At 69.3% G+C, this 16,660-nt stretch carries 14 protein-coding genes; 6 read left to right on the top strand and 8 right to left on the bottom strand.

From position 1 onward, the window contains the following. The first annotated feature begins 44 nt into the window (after positions 1 to 44). On the top strand, positions 45 to 986 hold the full coding sequence (locus FBY21_RS09450; RefSeq protein WP_142010593.1) for a helix-turn-helix domain-containing protein: 942 nt from the start codon (positions 45 to 47) through the stop codon (positions 984 to 986). 10 nt (positions 987 to 996) lie between these two features. Here the strand turns inward: FBY21_RS09450 and FBY21_RS09445 are convergent, their stop codons facing one another. Together FBY21_RS09445 and FBY21_RS09440 are read right to left on the bottom strand one after the other, a co-directional pair. Beyond that, complete coding sequence (locus tag FBY21_RS09445; RefSeq protein ID WP_142010591.1) at positions 997 to 1,818, bottom strand: ROK family protein; 822 nt, start codon at positions 1,816 to 1,818, stop codon at positions 997 to 999. A gap of 66 nt (positions 1,819 to 1,884) precedes the next feature. Next, complete coding sequence (locus FBY21_RS09440; protein ID WP_142010588.1) at positions 1,885 to 2,763, bottom strand: LysR family transcriptional regulator; 879 nt, start codon at positions 2,761 to 2,763, stop codon at positions 1,885 to 1,887. Between the two features lie 95 nt (positions 2,764 to 2,858). Between FBY21_RS09440 and FBY21_RS09435 the strand changes: the two genes are divergently transcribed. Continuing rightward, complete coding sequence (locus FBY21_RS09435; protein WP_044407880.1) at positions 2,859 to 3,359, top strand: lactoylglutathione lyase family protein; 501 nt, start codon at positions 2,859 to 2,861, stop codon at positions 3,357 to 3,359. Between the two features lie 18 nt (positions 3,360 to 3,377). On the opposite strand, the gene FBY21_RS09430 is transcribed toward FBY21_RS09435, so the two are convergent. Further along, the gene (locus tag FBY21_RS09430) at positions 3,378 to 4,268 is read right to left on the bottom strand and encodes a helix-turn-helix domain-containing protein (RefSeq protein WP_142010586.1); all 891 of its coding nucleotides are present in this window, start codon (positions 4,266 to 4,268) and stop codon (positions 3,378 to 3,380) included. Positions 4,269 to 4,460: 192 nt separating this feature from the next. Between FBY21_RS09430 and pobA the strand changes: the two genes are divergently transcribed. After that, positions 4,461 to 5,648 carry a 4-hydroxybenzoate 3-monooxygenase gene (gene pobA, locus FBY21_RS09425; protein ID WP_142010584.1) on the top strand — a complete coding sequence of 396 codons (1,188 nt, stop codon included), beginning with the start codon at positions 4,461 to 4,463 and terminating at the stop codon, positions 5,646 to 5,648. A 98-nt stretch (positions 5,649 to 5,746) separates the two neighbouring features. On the opposite strand, the gene FBY21_RS09420 is transcribed toward pobA, so the two are convergent. From FBY21_RS09420 to FBY21_RS09410, 3 genes are read right to left on the bottom strand one after another with little or no spacing between them, the layout of a single operon-like run. Further along, entirely contained in the window at positions 5,747 to 6,610 is an 864-nt protein-coding gene (locus FBY21_RS09420; protein WP_142010582.1) for a pirin family protein, read from the bottom strand. 55 nt (positions 6,611 to 6,665) lie between these two features. Then, positions 6,666 to 7,085, bottom strand: coding sequence for an OsmC family protein (locus FBY21_RS09415; RefSeq protein ID WP_074969475.1), 420 nt, complete (start codon positions 7,083 to 7,085; stop codon positions 6,666 to 6,668). A 22-nt stretch (positions 7,086 to 7,107) separates the two neighbouring features. Then, positions 7,108 to 8,067 carry a substrate-binding periplasmic protein gene (locus tag FBY21_RS09410; RefSeq protein ID WP_142010580.1) on the bottom strand — a complete coding sequence of 320 codons (960 nt, stop codon included), beginning with the start codon at positions 8,065 to 8,067 and terminating at the stop codon, positions 7,108 to 7,110. A gap of 147 nt (positions 8,068 to 8,214) precedes the next feature. On the opposite strand from FBY21_RS09410, the gene FBY21_RS09405 reads away from it, so the two are divergent. Next, entirely contained in the window at positions 8,215 to 9,213 is a 999-nt protein-coding gene (locus FBY21_RS09405) for an amidohydrolase family protein (RefSeq protein WP_142016375.1), read from the top strand. A gap of 37 nt (positions 9,214 to 9,250) precedes the next feature. On the opposite strand, the gene FBY21_RS09400 is transcribed toward FBY21_RS09405, so the two are convergent. Together FBY21_RS09400 and FBY21_RS09395 are read right to left on the bottom strand one after the other, a co-directional pair. Continuing rightward, positions 9,251 to 10,591, bottom strand: a complete 1,341-nt coding sequence (locus FBY21_RS09400; RefSeq protein ID WP_142010578.1) for a TldD/PmbA family protein — start codon at positions 10,589 to 10,591, stop codon at positions 9,251 to 9,253. Further along, positions 10,591 to 12,021 carry a TldD/PmbA family protein gene (locus FBY21_RS09395; RefSeq protein WP_142010576.1) on the bottom strand — a complete coding sequence of 477 codons (1,431 nt, stop codon included), beginning with the start codon at positions 12,019 to 12,021 and terminating at the stop codon, positions 10,591 to 10,593. Before FBY21_RS09395 ends, FBY21_RS09400 begins: the two co-directional genes overlap by 1 nt. A 237-nt stretch (positions 12,022 to 12,258) precedes the next feature. Here FBY21_RS09395 and FBY21_RS09390 point away from each other — a divergent pair, with 237 nt between their 5' ends. Next, the gene (locus FBY21_RS09390) at positions 12,259 to 13,539 is read left to right on the top strand and encodes an MdtA/MuxA family multidrug efflux RND transporter periplasmic adaptor subunit (RefSeq protein WP_142010573.1); all 1,281 of its coding nucleotides are present in this window, start codon (positions 12,259 to 12,261) and stop codon (positions 13,537 to 13,539) included. Continuing rightward, complete coding sequence (locus FBY21_RS09385; RefSeq protein WP_142010571.1) at positions 13,536 to 16,631, top strand: MdtB/MuxB family multidrug efflux RND transporter permease subunit; 3,096 nt, start codon at positions 13,536 to 13,538, stop codon at positions 16,629 to 16,631. Before FBY21_RS09390 ends, FBY21_RS09385 begins: the two co-directional genes overlap by 4 nt. Positions 16,632 to 16,660 lie beyond the last annotated feature (29 nt).

The following is a 16,660-nucleotide window of genomic DNA, read 5'->3' as shown; positions in this document are numbered from 1 at the left end:
GTGCTCAATGGCTGGCGCCGCTCGGCGCCGGAGGAGAGACCCAGATGTTGGCTGAAGTGCGTTCCTTCGATGATTCCCAGCAACACGCCGGCTCGATCCTGGGCTGGAACCAGGTCTACGACCAGCTGGGGCGGGGCCACCTGTCCAGCGAGCTGCAACAGGTGGCCGCCGAGCGCTTCCAGATCTTCCAGGAAACCCTGGACAAGCGGGTGGTGCAGCACGGCTGCGCGCCCCGTGGGCGGCTGTGCATCGCCATGTCCCTGGGGGCGGGGCGCTTCCCGGTGGTGCAGGGCTACGAGGCCGGCCCGCAGAGCGTGCCGTTGCTGCGCGACGGCGAGGAGTTCCTGCTGCACGCGCCGGAGGGCATGAGCTTCTTCGCCATCAACATCGACGCCGAGCGGTTCGCCCGCCTGGCGGAGGTCGAGCTGTCCCGCGAGCAGCTCGGTGCCCTGCGCACGCAGCCGCAGATGGCCGTCTCCCGTGCGGTGCTGGAGCGGGTGCGGAGCCGGATCCAGCCGGTGTTCAGCGCGCTGGTCAAAGGTGACATCGTCCTGGACCGGGCGTGCGAGGCGCGTCTGGAAGAGCAGCTGCTGGAGACCTTCCTCGACCTGTTCATCCATGCGCGGGACACCCCCCGGGGCCGCCGTGGCAATGTCGCCGTGTCGGCCTACCTGGTGCGCAAGTGCCAGGAGATCGCCCTGGCCAACACCGACGAGTTGCCGAGCATCCTCGCGCTCTGCGAGCAACTGCGGGTCAGCCGTCGCACCCTGCAGAGCAGCTTCCAACTGGTGGCCGGCATGCGCCCGGTGGAATACCTGCGCACCCTGCGCCTGAATGCGGTGCGCCGCCGCCTGACCAGCACGCCCGCGAGCGTGCTGAACGTTGGTGAGGCGGCGGCGGAGCAGGGCTTCTATCACCTCAGCCATTTCTCGGCGCGCTACCGCGAGCTGTTTGGCGAATGCCCCTCGGAAACGCGGCGGCCCTGAACGGGCGCCCTCAACGGGCGGCGAAGCGCTGGGCGCCCAGGGCGGCCATCTGCTCGGTATTGCCCGAGCGGGTGATGCTGCAGGCGTTCCAGAGGTCTTCCAGGCTGTGCCGTTGTGCGGCGTCGAGGGCGGCCTGGAGGTAGCCGGGGTAGTGCAGGGTGCCGCCGCCCAAGACGATGCGCTGGGGGTTGAGCAGGTTGACCAGGGTGGCGATGCCCAGGCCGAGGCAGTGGCCGGCCTGGCGGACGAGGGCCTGGGTGGCCGGATCGCCGGCGGCCAGCCGGGCGTTGAGGGTGGCGGCATCCACCCCGGCCCGGGCCAGGAGGCTGGCGCCGCTGGCCAACTGATCCAGCGTGCGCGGGCCGTCGTCGGTGGCGAGGGGGATGCTGCCCAGTTCGCCCGCCCAGCCACGGCTGCCCTCCAGCACCCGGCCGCCTTGCTGGATGGCCGCGCCAATGCCGGTGCCGATCATGACGACGGCGGTGTCGACATTCGGTTCGGCGGCGGTTTCGTGGTGCAGGGCGGCCCTGACGTCATTGATCAGTCGCACCCGGCCGGCGAGGGAGGCGAGGTCGTCGGCCTTCAGGCCCTGCAGGGCGGGCAGCACGTCCGACAGCCGCAGTTCGTGGTCGCCGATCACCAGCCCCGGCAGGGCGATGCCGATGCGCTCCACCGGCTCGCCCAGGTCCTGGATGAACGCCGCGAGGGCCTGTTTCAGTTGTGCCAGGGTGAAGTTCGGGCCGGTGGCCACCTTGCGGCTCCGGGGGTTGCCGGGCTCGCCGGCAAGCATGAGCAGCTTGGTTCCGCCGACATCGACGCCGAGTACGGCCATGGTGAGGCTCCTGGTCAGGGGGAGGGGCCTTATGAGACCACAGGCGAGGGAAAACGATGCAGGCCGTCAGGGGAGCGCGACCAGGCCTCGCTGGAGGTGCTCGATGGCCCGTTCGGCCCGGCTGGACAGGGGCCACTCGGCGCGGTGGATCAGCCAGAGCCTGTCCACCACCTGCGCCTCCAGCTCGGCGACCTGGATTGCGGCCTGGTTGGCGAAGGCCTGGCGGGCGTAGCGCGGCAGCACGGCGAAGCCGAGGCCACGGGCGACGGGTTCGAGGATCAGGCCGACCTGGTTGCTGAAGCCTCGCAGCGGCAGGCTGTGCAGGCCCGGATGGCCGGGGAAGCAGCGGCTCAGCAGGCGGCCGGCCATGGCCTGGCCGTCGGGGTGGTCGATCATGCCCAGGCGCTGCAGGTCGCTCCAGTCGCGGGCCTGTTCGCCGGCCGGCAGGACCAGCTCCAGGGGCTCTTCGGCAAACAGCCGGGCCTCCAGGCGGGCGTCGTCCGGCCTGAGGCTGACCAGCCCCAGCTCGAAGCGGTTGTCCAGCACGGCGGCGAGCACTTCGCTGTCCGGCGCGAAACGGTGGCGCACCACCAGGCCCGGATTGGCCTGCTGCAGGTCCAGCAGCAGGGGATAGAGCACCAGGCCGATGCTGCCGGGACTGATGAGGCTGATGTCGCCCTCGTCGGCCCGGGTCTCGTCCAGCCGCTGCCGCAGGCGCTGGTCGGCGCGCTGCAGTTCGCCGCAGTAGTCCAGCAGGGCGTGGCCGGCGGGTGTCAGTTCGATCTGCCGGGGCCGGCGGATCAGCAGCGGGCCGAGGCGTTCTTCCAGGTGGCGGATGTGCTGGCTGACTGCAGCCTGGGTCAGGTCGAGGCGTTCAGCCGTGCGGGTGAAGTTGCCCAGCTCGGCCAGGTGTTCGAAGGTCAACAGCCATTGGGGATTGAGCATAACGATAACTTATCAATTCAATAATCGTGGCGTGGTTCTAATTATAGCGATGCGTCCTTAGGCTGCTCCCATCATCAACGACAGGAGCTTTCGCCATGACCGCGACCTATCCCCGCAGCTTTTCCCACATTGGCCTTTCGGTGACCGACCTCGATGCGGCGGTGACCTTCTACACCGAGGTGCTCGGCTGGTACCTGATCATGCCGCCCACCACCATCACCGAGGACGACTCGGCCATCGGCGTGATGTGCACCGACGTGTTCGGTGCGGGGTGGGGCTCGTTCCGCATCGCCCACCTGTCCACCGGTGATCGCATCGGCGTGGAGATCTTCCAGTTCCCCAATGCCGAGCGTCCGTCCGGCGAGTTCCAGTACTGGAAGGGCGGGGTGTTCCACTTCTGCGTGCAGGACCCGGACGTGGAGGGCCTGGCGGCCCGGATCGTCGCCGCCGGTGGCAAGCAGCGCATGCCGATCCGTGAGTACTTCCCCGGTGAGAAGCCGTACCGGATGGTCTACATGGAAGACCCCTTCGGCAACATCCTGGAGATCTACAGCCACAGCTATGAGCTGACCTACGCCGCCGGCGCCTACCAGTGACCGGCTGCGCCGGCCGCCCTAGCCGTGCTCGGCGGGGCGGTCGTTGGCCTGGCGGAAGGCGTTGGGCGACTGGCCGCTGAGGCGGCGGAAGAAGCGCGAGAAGTAGGTGGGATCGCTGAAGCCCAGGCTGTCGGAGACCTGGGCGATGGTCATGTTGGTGTAGATGAGGCTGCGCCGGGCCTCCAGCAAGAGGCGCTGGTGGATGATCTGCAGCGCGCTCTGGCCCGCCAGCCGGCGGCACAGGGTATTGAGGTGGACGCTGGAGAGGTCCAGCCGGTGGGCGAGGGTCTCCACCGAGAGGTGTTCGCGGTAGTGCTGTTCCACCAGCTTGATGTAGCGGCCCAGCAGCTGCCGGTTGCGCTCGTCGCGGCCGCTGGGCGGGGTGTTCTGCTGGCGCTGGCGGGTGATCCACACCACCAGCACGTTGACCAGGGACGCCAGCACCAGGTCGCGGGAGGCGGCACTGCCTTCGTACTCCTGCAGCAGGGCGGCGAACAGTGTGCTGATGTAGCGGCGGTCGCGGCCCACCGGGTAGCAGCCCGAGGAGGCCAGCACCGCCAGCGGCGCGCCCAGCTGCTGTTCCAGGCGTTCCACCAGCGGCGCGCCGAGGCTGAGCACGTAGCCCTCGATGTTCTCGGAGAACTGGAAGCCGTGGACGCACAGCGGCGGCGTCACCTGGATGGAGGGTTCGTCGACCGGGCTGCGCCGGCCTTCCACCTCCACCACCGCCTGGCCGCGCTGCACGTAGAGCAGCTGGAACAGGTCGGCATGGCGGTGCGGCTTGATCTCCCAGTGGTGCAGGCTGCTGCGCTTGGGGATGGACTCGCAATGCAGCAGGTCGGGGGTCGGCCAGGCCTGGTTCTCGCCGTAGAGCTTGAACACGGGCACGCCGGGGATGCGGTCGGTCATGGAGGGCCTGGTACGGATCAGCGGTGGATGGCTGCCCGATAATCGGACGCTGTTTTCAAAAGTGCAATTCCTGGCGCGGAAAGCACCCTTCTTTTCCCATTCTTGTCAGCAAAAATGCAGGGGCATCCAAGCCACTCGTTTGCGGTCGCTGTCAGCCATCGGGCCGCAACGCCTCACTGAGAGACAAGAACAATGAAAACCCAGGTTGCCATCATCGGTGCCGGTCCTTCGGGCCTGCTGCTCGGCCAGTTGCTGCACAAGGCCGGTATCGACACCCTCATCATCGAACGCCAGACCCCCGACTACGTTCTCGGCCGCATCCGTGCCGGCGTGCTGGAGCAGGGCACGGTGGACATGCTCCGCGAGGCCGGCGTGAGTGCCCGGATGGACGCCGAGGGACTGGTGCACGAGGGCGTCGAGCTGGTGTTCGACGGCAAGCGGGTGCCGATCCACCTGAGCGAACTCACCGGCGGCAAGAGCGTGATGGTCTACGGCCAGACCGAGGTCACCCGCGACCTGATGGAGGCCCGCGCCGCCAGCGGTGCGCCGACCCTCTACGGTGCCAGCAACGTGGCGCTGCACGAGCTGAAGGGCGAGCGCCCCTACGTCACCTTCGAGCACGCTGGCGAGCAGGTCCGGGTCGACTGCGACTACATCGCCGGCTGCGACGGCTTCCACGGCGTGTCGCGCCAGAGCATCCCGGCCGGGGTGCTCACCGAGTACGAGCGCGTGTACCCCTTCGGCTGGCTGGGCCTGCTGTCCGACACCCCGCCGGTTCACGAGGAACTCATCTACGCCCAGCACCCGCGTGGCTTCTCCCTGTGCAGCCAGCGTTCCCTGACCCGCAGCCGCTACTACCTGCAGGTGCCGCTGACGGACAAGGTGGAGGATTGGTCCGACGAGCGTTTCTGGACCGAGCTGAAGGCGCGCCTGCCGGAGGAGGTGGCCGAGCGTCTGGTGACCGGGCCGTCCCTGGAGAAGAGCATCGCCCCGCTGCGCAGTTTCGTGGTGGAGCCCATGCAGTACGGCCACCTGTTCCTGGTGGGGGATGCCGCCCACATCGTCCCGCCCACCGGCGCCAAGGGCCTGAATCTGGCGGCGTCCGACGTCTGCTACCTCTACCGCATCCTGGTCAAGGTCTACCGCGAAGGGCGCACCGACCTGCTGGAGAAGTACTCCGAACTGGCCCTGCGCCGGGTCTGGAAGGGTGAACGCTTCAGCTGGTTCATGACCAACCTGCTGCACGACTTCAACGGCCACCAGGACGCCTGGGACCAGAAGATGCAGCAGGCCGACCGTGAGTACTTCCTCAGCTCCCGGGCGGGGCTGGTGAACATCGCCGAGAACTATGTGGGCCTGCCTTACGAACGGGTGGAGTGAGGCCTGTTCGGCAGCTGTGGAGGGCCCCCGGTGACCCAGGTTGCCGGGGGCTTTTTCATGAGTCGAGCGCTGTTGCTGTTGCTGCGGCGTTCGCCAGCTTAACGCGGCAGTTCGATCCGCTCTTGCTCCCCCGGCACCACCGGCCAGTCGGCCGCTGCCCAGCGCTGGCGGGCCGCGTCGATCAGGGTCGGGTCGCTGGCGACGAAGTTCCAGTTCATCCGCCTCGGGCCGTCCAGGGGGGCGCCGCCGATCATCACCAGGTGCGCTTCGCTGCAGGCGCTGAGGCTGAAGGTCTCGCCCTCGGAGAGCACGGTGAGGCTGTGGCGTTCCAGGGGCTGGTCGTCGAGCAGGGCTTCGCCATCCAGCAGGTAGAGGGCGCGCTGCGGGTGCTCGTCGGGCAGCAGCAGGGTGGCGCCGGTCTGCAGGCGCAGCTCGGCGTAGAGGGTGGGGCTGGTGACCGGCACGGGGGATTCCAGGCAGAAGCCGTGGCCGGCGATGAGGCGGATGCTCACCCCCAGGCTGTCCTGCTGCGGCAGGCTGGCGGCGGGGTGGTGGCTGTAGCGGGGGGCGCCTTGCTCCTGCTCACGGGGCAGGGCGAGCCACACCTGCAGGCCGTGCAGGCGCGAGCCGCTGGCGAGCAGCTCGGCCGGGGTGCGCTCGACATGGGCGACGCCGGCGCCGGCGGTCATCCAGCTGACGTCACCGGGCCCCACGCGCTGGTCGGAGCCGAGGCTGTCCTTGTGCTGCAGCGTGCCCTCGAACAGGTAGGTGAGGGTGGAGAGGCCGATGTGCGGATGCTGGCGCACGTTCATGCCCTGCCCGGGGGCGAAGGCGGTGGCGAGCATGTGGTCGAAGAACACGAAGGGGCCGACGCTGCGGCACTGGGCCGAGGGGATCGGCCGGAGGATGGGCAGCCCCGCCACGTCTTCGGGGCGGGGGCGGATCACGAGGGGGTTGGTCATGGGCGGCTCCGGCGGGCTGAGCGGCAAGCATAGCGCCGCGCCGGAGCCGGTGGCGTCACTGGCTGAAGTTGCCTTCGGCCAGGCGCGTTTCGATCTTCACCTCGGTGGTGGTCATCAGCTTGTGGATCGGGCACTTGTCGGCGATGCGCAGCAGGGTGGCGCGCTGCTCGTCGGTGAGGGCGCCGCGCAGGGTCAACTTCACGCTCACGCCGTAGTGGCCCTCCTTCTCGCGGCTGCTGTCGTGGACCACTTCCACGCCCACGCCGGTCAGCGGGATGTCGTGCTGGCGGGCGTAGTAGGTGACGGTCAGCGCCTTGCAGGCGCCGAGGGCGGTGTCGAAGTAGTCATGGGGTTCGGGCGCGCTGCCGTCGCCGCCCAGGGTCTTGGGCATGTCGGTGAACAGCTCGTGGGTTTCGTCGACGCGGATGGCGTGGCGGTAGCCGTCGGCGGATTCGGTGGTGACGGTGATGGTCATCGGCAGTCCTCGGGTCGTGGGTTCATGGGGCTCCCGGCGTGTGCACGGGGGCCGTGGTGTTTGGAGCCTGCAAGCGGGCCGGGTGTTCCCGGGATTTTCCGTCCGCCATGGCGTTGCGGGCGCTGGCCGGGCGCGCCAGTGGGTCGTACCAGAGCTCCGCGCGGCCGAGGGGCGCCGTGTCGGGCAGGTCGGGGTTCTGCAGTTCGATCACCCGGCGCTGGTCCAGGCGGGCGCGGCGGATGCTCTCGCCGTGGCGGCGCTGGAACAGCCTCTCGAAGCTGCCATCGGCAATGGCCCGCTCCAGCCCGCGCTCGAGGGCAGCCGTGAGGTCTGGGCGCGCCTTCGAGGTGAAGAAATAGAGGGCGGTGGGGTAGTGCAGCACCAGGTGCTCGTCGACGGCGAGGTCGAGGCCCTGTTCGCGGGCTCGTTTTTCCTCGTCCCAGGCCACCACCACCTCGCGGGGGAAGAGGTCGAAGCGCCCGGCCTGGAGCATGCGGAACAGGCCTTCGTAGCTCGGCGAGGTGAGCACGGTCAGGCCGTTGGCACGCAGGATGGCGGTGTCGGGCCAGTCATGGCGCTGGCCGATGCGCAGCGTCTTGAGGTCGTCCAGGCTGTTGATGCTGGCCAGGCGCTGGGCCTGGTCTGCCCGTACCAGTGGGACGCGCCAGCCGATCAGGCCCTTGTAGATGGGGATGCGGATGGGCGCGAGCACCGCTTCGCGCTCCCGCGTGGTCATGGCCCACATCACCTGGAAGTTGCCGTCGTTCTGCTCCAGGGAGTACTGGGCGCGGGACTGCGGCACCGGTTCGAGGCTGGGCTCCAGGCGGTAGTCGCCGCCGCTGTGGTCCAGGGCCAGCCGCAGCAGCTCGACCACGTATGCCTCCGGGTCGGCACCGTGGGAATGCATCGGGTAGACCAGGCGTTCGGCGGCGCCGACGGTGCAGGCAACACAGGCGAGAAGCAGCGGGAGGCAGCGTTTCATGGCGGAGGCTCTCGTGGCAGCTGGGCAAGCATAATCCGTAAATCCGGTCAGATCATTCTCTGAACCCGGCAAGCGAAGCGCGGGTCTACCTCGGCAAGCACCCTGGAGGACCTTGCCTTGCCCCTGACCCGAACCTGCCTGGCCACAATGCTGGCGTTCTGCGCGCTGGCGGCGCAGGCGCGTGACTACCACTACAGCGACGCGCACCTGCATTACGTGGACTTCTTCCAGGAAAGCGACGGCATGCGCCCGCTGCTTGAGGCCATGGACAAGGGCGCCATCGACCACGTGATGATTGCCGGCGTGCCGGTGGCCAAGAAGTGGCACGAGGACGAGCCCAAGCGCCCGCGCTACTACGCCGGCGACGATGCCGGCGCCTACTGGTACAGCGCCACCGACGTGCTGGTGGCCGATGCGGTGAAGCGCCTGCCGGAGGCGCAACGCGGGCGCTTCCACCCCTTCCTCAGCGGCTTCAACCCCAACGACAAGAACGCCGATGCCCATATCCGCCGGATGCTGGAGCTGGACCCGGGGCTGTGGCAGGGGATCGGCGAGGTGTTCACCCGCCACGACGACCTCACCGCCCTGATCGACGGCGACACGCCACGGGCCAACAACGAGGCCATGGCCCGCGTCTACCACCTGGCCGCCGAATACGACCTGCCGGTGATGCTGCACTCCAACATCACCTCCAAGCGCGAGCGCAACCCGCTGTACCTGGCGGAGCTGGAAGAGCCGCTGCGCAACCACCCCCACGTGCGCTTCATCTGGGCCCACGCCGGCACCAGCAAGGAGATCCACCGCCACCAGACGAAGCTGGACTTCCTCCTGCCGACCCTGGAGCGCCTGCTGGAGAGCTACCCGAACCTCTATGTCGACCTGTCCTGGACGGTGCTGCAGCCCTACCTGCTGGACCGGGACGGCCGCGCCGACCCGCAGTGGGTGGCGCTGGTGAAGCGCTACCCCGAGCGCTTCATGCTCGGCTCCGACGTGGTCGGCCGCTTCGACGGCCTGGGCGAGTACCTGAGCGCCTACGACCCCTTCCTTGATGCCTTGCCCGAGGCGGTGGCGCGCCAGGTGGCACGGGACAACTTCCTCGCCGTGCTGCCGCGCCACGTACGCCCGGCCAAGGGCACGGCCGACTGAGCCGGCCCGGCCCAGGGCGCCTGGGCCGGGCGGGGGCTCACAGGGTGAGCTGCAGGCGCTTGACCAGGGCGCCGGGGAGCAGGGAGGAGAGTGTCTGGCGTTCGCCGTAGGTGCTGGCGGAGAGGCGCAGCTGGCGTTCGGCGGTGAGGGCTTCGAGCTGCTCGCCGAAGAGGTCGAAGAGGCTGTCGTCGAAGCGCATGGTGCTGACCGGCGCCTGGATGCGGCCGTCCTCCACCCAGAAGGTGGCGAAGCGGGTCATGCCGGTGATGCGGGCGGCGGGCAGGTCGGACCAGTTCAGGTACCAGAGGTTGCCGATGTAGAGCCCGGTGCCGAGGGCGGCGAGGGCGTCCGCCTCGGGCAGGGTGCCAGCGTCCATCACCAGGGCCTGGGGGCTCTCGTCGCCGCTGGCGCCGTTGCCGGCCAGGCCGTATTCCCGGGCGCTGCGCGAACCCACCAGGCGACCGGTGAGGCGCCCTTGTTCGATGAGGGCGACATCGCTGCGCGGCGAGCCTTCGGCGGTGAAGGCCGGGGACAGGGCACCGGCCACCTGCTCGTGCAGGCCCAGCAGCGGGCTGAAGCGGGCGCCGTCGCCGTCCAGGCGTTGCAGCGGGCTTTCCTTGGTCGCCAGGGCGCGGGCGGAGAAGCCGCCCCAGCAGAGCATGCCGGTGATCTCCTCCAGCGCCGCCGGGGCGATGTAGGCGCGGTAGCCGCCGGGTGCCAGCACGCGCAGCGGCTTGCCCAGGTGCTCCAGCTGGGCGCGGGCGGCGGCGAAGCGGCGATGGAATTCGTCGTCGTTCCAGCCCTGGCCGGCGTAGTCGGCCTTCACCGCTTGGCCGTTGGCGTGGAACAGGCTGAAGTCGAAGTTGAAGCAATGGGCGCTGTGCCAGCCGAAGGCGCCCCAGCTGTTGGCGAAGCCCCGGTAGAGCGGGCCGGCGGCGTAGATGCCGACCAGGTCCAGGCCTTCGGCGGCGGCGCTGATGCAGGGCAGCACGGTGGCCGGGTCGGGCAGCGGCTGGGTGTCGACGTGGCGCCGCTGCCAGGGCGTGCGGTCGGGCATCAGGTAGGGATCGGGCGGCAACTGGCCGATCACCGCGCGCAGGCGTTCGAGGCCGTCGGCCAGGCGCTGGCGGTCTTCGTCCGGCTGGCCGGAAAGGGTGACGGCCATCTGCGCCTGGCGCTCGGCGGCGATCAGCTGCAGGGTGGCGCCGGCCTGGGACACGTGGCCGGCCTGGCGCACGCGGGCGTGGTTGAAGCGGATGAAGTCGGAGGCCTCGGCGCTGTACCACAGGGTGAAGTCCTCGCCGGGTCGCATGGCCTGGCGCAGGGCGTCGGCGAGGGCGGCGAAGCCGGCTTCGCGGGTGTCGATCTGGATGCTCATCAGGCGGCACCTCCGAATACGTCGACCTGGCTGAATACGCAGGCGGGGGAGGCATGGCCCACCCGCACCACCTGGTTGGGTTCGCCCTTGCCGCAGAAGGGGGTGCCGAGCACTTCGAAGGTGCTGGCGTCGCCCACCGCCGCGAGGCTGCGCCAGAAGCTGGCGGAGATGCCCCGGTAGTTGGGGTTCTTCACCACCCCCTTGAGCTCGCCGTTTTCGATGAGCTGGCCCCATTCGCAGCCGAACTGGAACTTGTTGCGCGCATCGTCGATGGACCAGGAGCGGTTGGTGGTCATCAGGATGCCGCGCTCGATGCCGCCTATCAGTTGCTCCAGGCGCTGGTCGCCGGGCTCGATGTTGAGGTTGGCCATGCGGTCGATGGGCGCGCGGTTCCAGCTGCAGGCGCGGCTGTTGGCGACGCCCGGCAGGCCGCTGCGTTGCTGCGAGAGGGCGCCGCCGAGGGGGCGCAGGAGCAGGCCCTTCTCGATCAGCAGGGTCTTCCGGGCGGCGCTGCCATCGTCGTCGTGGCCGTAGCTGGCCAGTTCCTCGGGGATGCCCGGGTCGAAGCTGACGTTGAGCAGCGCCGAGCCGTACTGGTAGTGGCCGAAGTCTTCCTGGCGGATGAAGCTGGTGCCGGCGTAGTTGCGCTCGTCGCCGAGGATGCGGTCCAGCTCCAGCGGGTGGCCGATGGATTCGTGGATCTGCAGCATCATCTGCTCGGGCATCAGCAGCAGGTCGCGCGGACCTTCCGGGGTGTTGGGCGCCAGCAGCAGCTGCAGCGCCTCGTCGGCCACGCGCGGGGCCGCGCCGCGCAGCCCCAGGCGCTGGATGACCTCGGCACCGCCCTGCTGGCCGCCGTGGTAGCCGCCGAAGCTGCGGGTCTGGCTGTCGTGGCCGTCGAAGGCGGTGACGCTGGCGCCGGGGTAGACGAATTGCAGCTCCTGCCAGTGCTCGGCGCCGGCGCTGTTGAGGTAGAGCTGCTCGTGGCGGTCGACGCTGAGCAGCAGGGTCCAGTTGACCAGGCGCGGGTCGGAGGGCACCGCGGCGGATTCCTCGCGCAGCAGTTCGATGCGCTCGGCGATGCCGGGCAGCGGCTGGTCGAGGCCGGGGGAGCGGTAGTCGGCGCGGCCCTGGGGCGGCGCGACGCGGGCGTCCACCAGGTTGTACGGGGCGATCAGCCGGGCGCGCGCTTCGGCCAGGTCGAGGGCGCGCTGCAGGCCGGCGGTGCTGAGGTCGCTGGTGGCGGCATAGGCTTCGACGCCGCCGATGCGCACGCTGAGCATGGCGCCCAGGTCGCTGGAGAAGAACGGCGGCTCGGCGACGTTGCGCCGTACCTGGCAGTGCTCGCCGCTCTGGCGGACGATGCGCAGGGCGTGGAAATCGGCGCGGCTGCGCAGGGTGGAGAACTGCTGCTTGAGTCGTTCGAACACGGGGCACTCCCAGGAAGCGGAAAGGCGAGCGCGCATGGTCGCGCGGTACGCGCGGATGGACAAGAACGGGGGCGGAAAGGTGTTGTGACAGTTGCGCAGCGGGCCGCCAAGGGCCGCCACCGCTCAAGGCCGCGCCCTCGTAGGGGTAAGGAATGGGTAAATAGGCGGTAAAGAGGCTTTGCCTGGCCCCGCCGAGTGCTTATCGTGCACGCTCTCGCACGAACCGACCGCAGAATCATGCCCTCGATCCAAGACCCGCACGCTCGTCCCGCCCGGCGTTGGCCGCTCATCCTTGTCTGTCTGTTCGCCCTGGTGGCGCTGATCTGGTGGCTATGGCCCGCCGCCTCCGGCCACAAGGCCGAGGAGCCCCGCACCCGTCCGGGAGCGGCCGGCATGGCGCGCCCGGGCTTCGGCCCGTTCAGCGGCCCGGTGCCGGTGCGCGTGGCCGCCGCCACCCAGGGTGACTTCCCCGTCTACTACAAGGCCCTCGGCACGGTCACCGCGCTGAACACGGTGAACGTCAAGGCCCGCGTCAGCGGCGAGGTGGTCAAGCTGGCCTTCGAGGAAGGCCAGCAGGTCAAGGCCGGCGACCTGCTGGCGGTGATCGACCCGCGCCCCTACGAGGTCGCCCTGCAGCAGGCCGAAGGCACGCTCTTGCAGAGCCAGGCGCAGCTGAAGAACGCCGAGATCGACCTGGCCCGCTACCGCGGCCTGTACGCCGAGGACAGCATCGCCAAGCAGACCCTGGACACCCAGGAAGCGCTGGTGGGCCAGTACAAGGGCACGGTCAAGGCCAACCAGGCCGCCGTCGCCGAGGCCAAGCTGAACCTCAGCTTCACCCAGGTGCGCGCGCCGGTGGCCGGTCGCGTCGGCCTGCGCCAGGTGGACCTGGGCAACCAGGTCGGCACCGGCGACACCACGCCGCTGGTGGTGATCACCCAGAACCGCCCCATCAGCGTCACCTTCACCCTGCCGGAGAACCAGTTGCCCGGCGTGGTCAGCCGCTTCCGCAGCGGCCAGGCGATGCCGGTGGAGGCCTGGGACCGGGGCGACACCCTGAAGCAGGCCGAGGGCGTGCTGCAGAGCCTGGACAACCAGATCGACACCACCACCGGCACCCTTAAGTTCAAGGCGCGCTTCGCCAACGACAGCGAGACCCTGTTCCCCAACCAGTTCGTCAACGTGCGCCTGCTGGCCGACACCCTGGCCCAGGCCGTGCTGGTGCCCTCGGCTGCGGTGCAGTTCGGCAGCCAGGGCACCTTCGCCTACGTGCTGGACGGCAAGAAGAAGGTGCGGGTGCAGAAGCTCGAAACCGGCCCCAGCGACGGTGAGCGCACGGTGATCCGCAGTGGCCTCAAGGCCGGAGAGCGGGTGGTGCTGGAAGGCACCGACCGCCTGCGCGACGGCAGCGACGTGGAAGTGGTGCACGACAGCGATACCGTGCCGGCCGCGCCGAGCGAGCAATTGCAGGGCGCCGACAAGGGCGAGCAGGGCGGCAAGGCTGAACAAGGCGTATGAACATCTCCCGCCTGTTCATCCTGCGGCCGGTCGCCACCACGCTGAGCATGCTGGCGATCCTGCTGGCCGGCCTGATCGCCTACCGCCTGCTGCCGGTGTCGGCGCTGCCGGAGGTGGACTATCCGACCATCCGCGTGATGACGCTCTACCCGGGTGCCAGCCCGGACGTGATGACCAGTGCCGTGACCGCGCCGCTGGAGCGCCAGTTCGGGCAGATGCCGGGGCTGGACCAGATGTCCTCCACCAGTTCCGGCGGCGCTTCGGTGATCACCCTGCGCTTCAACCTGGACGTGCAGCTGGACGTGGCCGAGCAGGAAGTGCAGGCGGCCATCAACGCCGCCACCAACCTGCTGCCCAATGACCTGCCGGCGCCGCCGGTCTACAACAAGGTCAACCCCGCCGACACCCCGGTGCTGACCGTGGCGGTGATGTCGCGCACCTTGCCGCTGCCGCAGTTGCACACCCTGGTGGACACGCGCATGGCGCAGAAGCTGTCGCAGATCAGCGGCGTCGGCATGGTCAGCATCGCCGGTGGCCAGCGCCAGGCGGTGCGCATCAAGGTCAACCCGGAGGCACTTGCGGCCAACGGCCTGAACCTCTCCAGCGTGCGTTCGCTGATCACCGCATCCAACGTCAACCAGCCCAAGGGCAACTTCGACGGCCCGACGCGCACCTCGATGCTGGATGCCAACGACCAGCTGAAGTCGGCGGACGAGTACGCCAACCTGATCCTTGCCTACAAGAACGGTGCGGCGCTGCGCCTGAAGGACGTGGCGACCATCGTCGAAGGCGCCGAGAACGAGCGCCTGGCCGCCTGGGCCAACCAGAACCAGGCCGTGCTGCTGAACATCCAGCGCCAGCCCGGCGCCAACGTCATCGAGGTGGTGGACCGCATCCAGGAGCTGCTGCCGAAGATGACCGCCAACCTGCCGGCGGGCCTGGACGTGATGGTGCTGACCGACCGCACCCAGACCATCCGCGCCTCGGTGCGCGACGTGCAGCATGAGCTGATGCTGGCCATCGCCCTGGTGGTGATGGTGACCTTCCTGTTCCTGCGCCGCTTCAGCGCCACGCTGATTCCCTCCATCGCCGTGCCGCTGTCCCTGGTGGGCACCTTCGGGGTGATGTACCTGGCCGGCTTCTCGGTGAACAACCTGACGCTGATGGCCCTGACCATCGCCACCGGCTTCGTGGTGGACGACGCCATCGTCATGCTGGAGAACATCGCCCGCCACCTGGAGGAGGGCGCCACGCCGCTGGAGGCCGCGCTCAAGGGCGCCCGGCAGATCGGCTTCACGCTGATCTCCCTGACCTTCTCGCTGATCGCGGTGCTGATCCCGCTGCTGTTCATGGCCGACGTGGTGGGGCGGCTGTTCCGCGAGTTCGCCATCACCCTGGCGGTGGCCATCCTGATCTCCCTGGTGGTGTCGCTGACCCTGACGCCGATGATGTGCGCGCGGCTGCTCAAGCCCGAGCCGGAGGAGAAGGAGCAGGGCCGTTTCTACCGCGCCAGTGGCGCCTTCATCGACGGCATGATCGAGCGCTATTCCCATGGCCTGCGCTGGGTGCTGCGCCACCAGGCGCTGACCCTGCTGGTGGCCCTCGGCACCCTGGCGCTGACCGTGGTGCTGTACCTGGCGGTGCCCAAGGGCTTCTTCCCGGTGCAGGACACCGGCGTCATCCAGGGCATCACCGAGGCGCCGCAGTCGGTGTCGTTCCGCGCCATGGGCGAGCGCCAGCAGCAGGCGGCCGAGGTGATCCTCAAGGACCCGGCGGTGGCCAGCCTGACCTCCTACATCGGCGTCGACGGCGACAACGTCACCCTCAACAGCGGGCGCATGCTGATCAACCTCAAGCCCCACGGCGAGCGCGACGTCACCGCCAGCGAAGTGATCCAGCGCCTGCAGCCGCAGCTGGAGCGCCTGGTGGGCATCCGCCTGTACCTGCAGCCGGTGCAGGACCTGACCATCGAGGACCGGGTCAGCCGTACCCAGTTCCAGTTCAGCATGGAGTCCCCGGACGCCGAGCTGCTGCGCGAGTGGACCGGCAAGCTGGTGGACGCCTTGCGCCAGCAGCCGGAGCTGTCCGACGTGGCCAGCGACCTGCAGGACAAGGGCCTGCAGGTGTACCTGGACATCGACCGCGACATGGCCGGGCGCCTGGGCGTGGAGGTCTCGGCCATCACCGATGCGCTCTACGACGCCTTCGGCCAGCGGCAGATCTCCACCATCTTCACCCAGGCCAGCCAGTACCGCGTGGTGCTGGAGTCCGCCACCGGTGATCGCATCGGGCCCAAGGCCCTGGAGCAGCTGCGGGTGGCCGGCACCGACGGCGTGCAGGTGCCGCTCGCGACCCTGGCGCGCATCCAGGAGCGCCAGTCGTCCCTGGTGGTGAACCACATCAGCCAGTTCCCGGCGGTGAACCTCTCCTTCAACCTGGCGCCGGGCGTGGCCCTGGGCGAGGCGGTGCAGGTGATCGAGCGGGTGCAGCAGGAGATCGGCCTGCCGGAAGGCATCCAGACCCGCTTCCAGGGTGCGGCGGCGGCCTTCGAGGCCTCGCTGTCGAGCACGCTGCTGCTGATCCTGGCGGCGGTGGTGACCATGTACATCGTCCTCGGCGTGCTCTACGAGAGCTACATCCACCCGGTGACCATCCTCTCCACGCTGCCCTCGGCCGGCGTCGGCGCCCTGGCGGCGCTGCTGCTGTCGGGCAATGACCTGGGGCTGATCGCCATCATCGGCATCATCCTGCTGATCGGCATCGTCAAGAAGAACGCGATCATGATGATCGACTTCGCCCTGGAGGCCGAGCGCCACCAGGGCATGGCGCCGGAGGAGGCCATCTACCAGGCGGCGCTGCTGCGCTTCCGGCCGATCCTGATGACCACCCTGGCCGCGCTGTTCGGCGCCGTGCCGCTGATGCTCGCCAGCGGCTCCGGCGCGGAGCTGCGCCAGCCCCTGGGCCTGGTGATGGTGGGTGGCCTGCTGGTGAGCCAGGTGCTGACGCTGTTCACCACGCCGGTCATCTACCTGTTCTTCGACCGCCTCTCGCGGCGCTTCACCGGCCGCAGCGCGGCAGGGGTGGCGGCATGATGCGCCACGTGCCGGCTACCCCGGCCGGA

The sequence above is a fragment of the Pseudomonas sp. SLBN-26 genome (assembly GCF_006715895.1).
Lineage (GTDB): Bacteria > Pseudomonadota > Gammaproteobacteria > Pseudomonadales > Pseudomonadaceae > Metapseudomonas > Metapseudomonas otitidis.
Note: the sequence above shows the minus strand (reverse complement) of the source record. Positions and strands in the feature narration are given on the sequence as shown.

What these genes read in the sequence shown, in the direction of transcription:
- FBY21_RS09450 (WP_142010593.1), top strand. Translation starts at nt 45, where the DNA reads ATGTTGGCTGAAGTGCGTTCCTTCGATGATTCCCAGCAACACGCCGGC.
- FBY21_RS09445 (WP_142010591.1), bottom strand. Translation starts at nt 1,818, where the DNA reads ATGGCCGTACTCGGCGTCGATGTCGGCGGAACCAAGCTGCTCATGCTT.
- FBY21_RS09440 (WP_142010588.1), bottom strand. Translation starts at nt 2,763, where the DNA reads ATGCTCAATCCCCAATGGCTGTTGACCTTCGAACACCTGGCCGAGCTG.
- FBY21_RS09435 (WP_044407880.1), top strand. Translation starts at nt 2,859, where the DNA reads ATGACCGCGACCTATCCCCGCAGCTTTTCCCACATTGGCCTTTCGGTG.
- FBY21_RS09430 (WP_142010586.1), bottom strand. Translation starts at nt 4,268, where the DNA reads ATGACCGACCGCATCCCCGGCGTGCCCGTGTTCAAGCTCTACGGCGAG.
- pobA (WP_142010584.1), top strand. Translation starts at nt 4,461, where the DNA reads ATGAAAACCCAGGTTGCCATCATCGGTGCCGGTCCTTCGGGCCTGCTG.
- FBY21_RS09420 (WP_142010582.1), bottom strand. Translation starts at nt 6,610, where the DNA reads ATGACCAACCCCCTCGTGATCCGCCCCCGCCCCGAAGACGTGGCGGGG.
- FBY21_RS09415 (WP_074969475.1), bottom strand. Translation starts at nt 7,085, where the DNA reads ATGACCATCACCGTCACCACCGAATCCGCCGACGGCTACCGCCACGCC.
- FBY21_RS09410 (WP_142010580.1), bottom strand. Translation starts at nt 8,067, where the DNA reads ATGAAACGCTGCCTCCCGCTGCTTCTCGCCTGTGTTGCCTGCACCGTC.
- FBY21_RS09405 (WP_142016375.1), top strand. Translation starts at nt 8,215, where the DNA reads ATGCTGGCGTTCTGCGCGCTGGCGGCGCAGGCGCGTGACTACCACTAC.
- FBY21_RS09400 (WP_142010578.1), bottom strand. Translation starts at nt 10,591, where the DNA reads ATGAGCATCCAGATCGACACCCGCGAAGCCGGCTTCGCCGCCCTCGCC.
- FBY21_RS09390 (WP_142010573.1), top strand. Translation starts at nt 12,259, where the DNA reads ATGCCCTCGATCCAAGACCCGCACGCTCGTCCCGCCCGGCGTTGGCCG.
- FBY21_RS09385 (WP_142010571.1), top strand. Translation starts at nt 13,536, where the DNA reads ATGAACATCTCCCGCCTGTTCATCCTGCGGCCGGTCGCCACCACGCTG.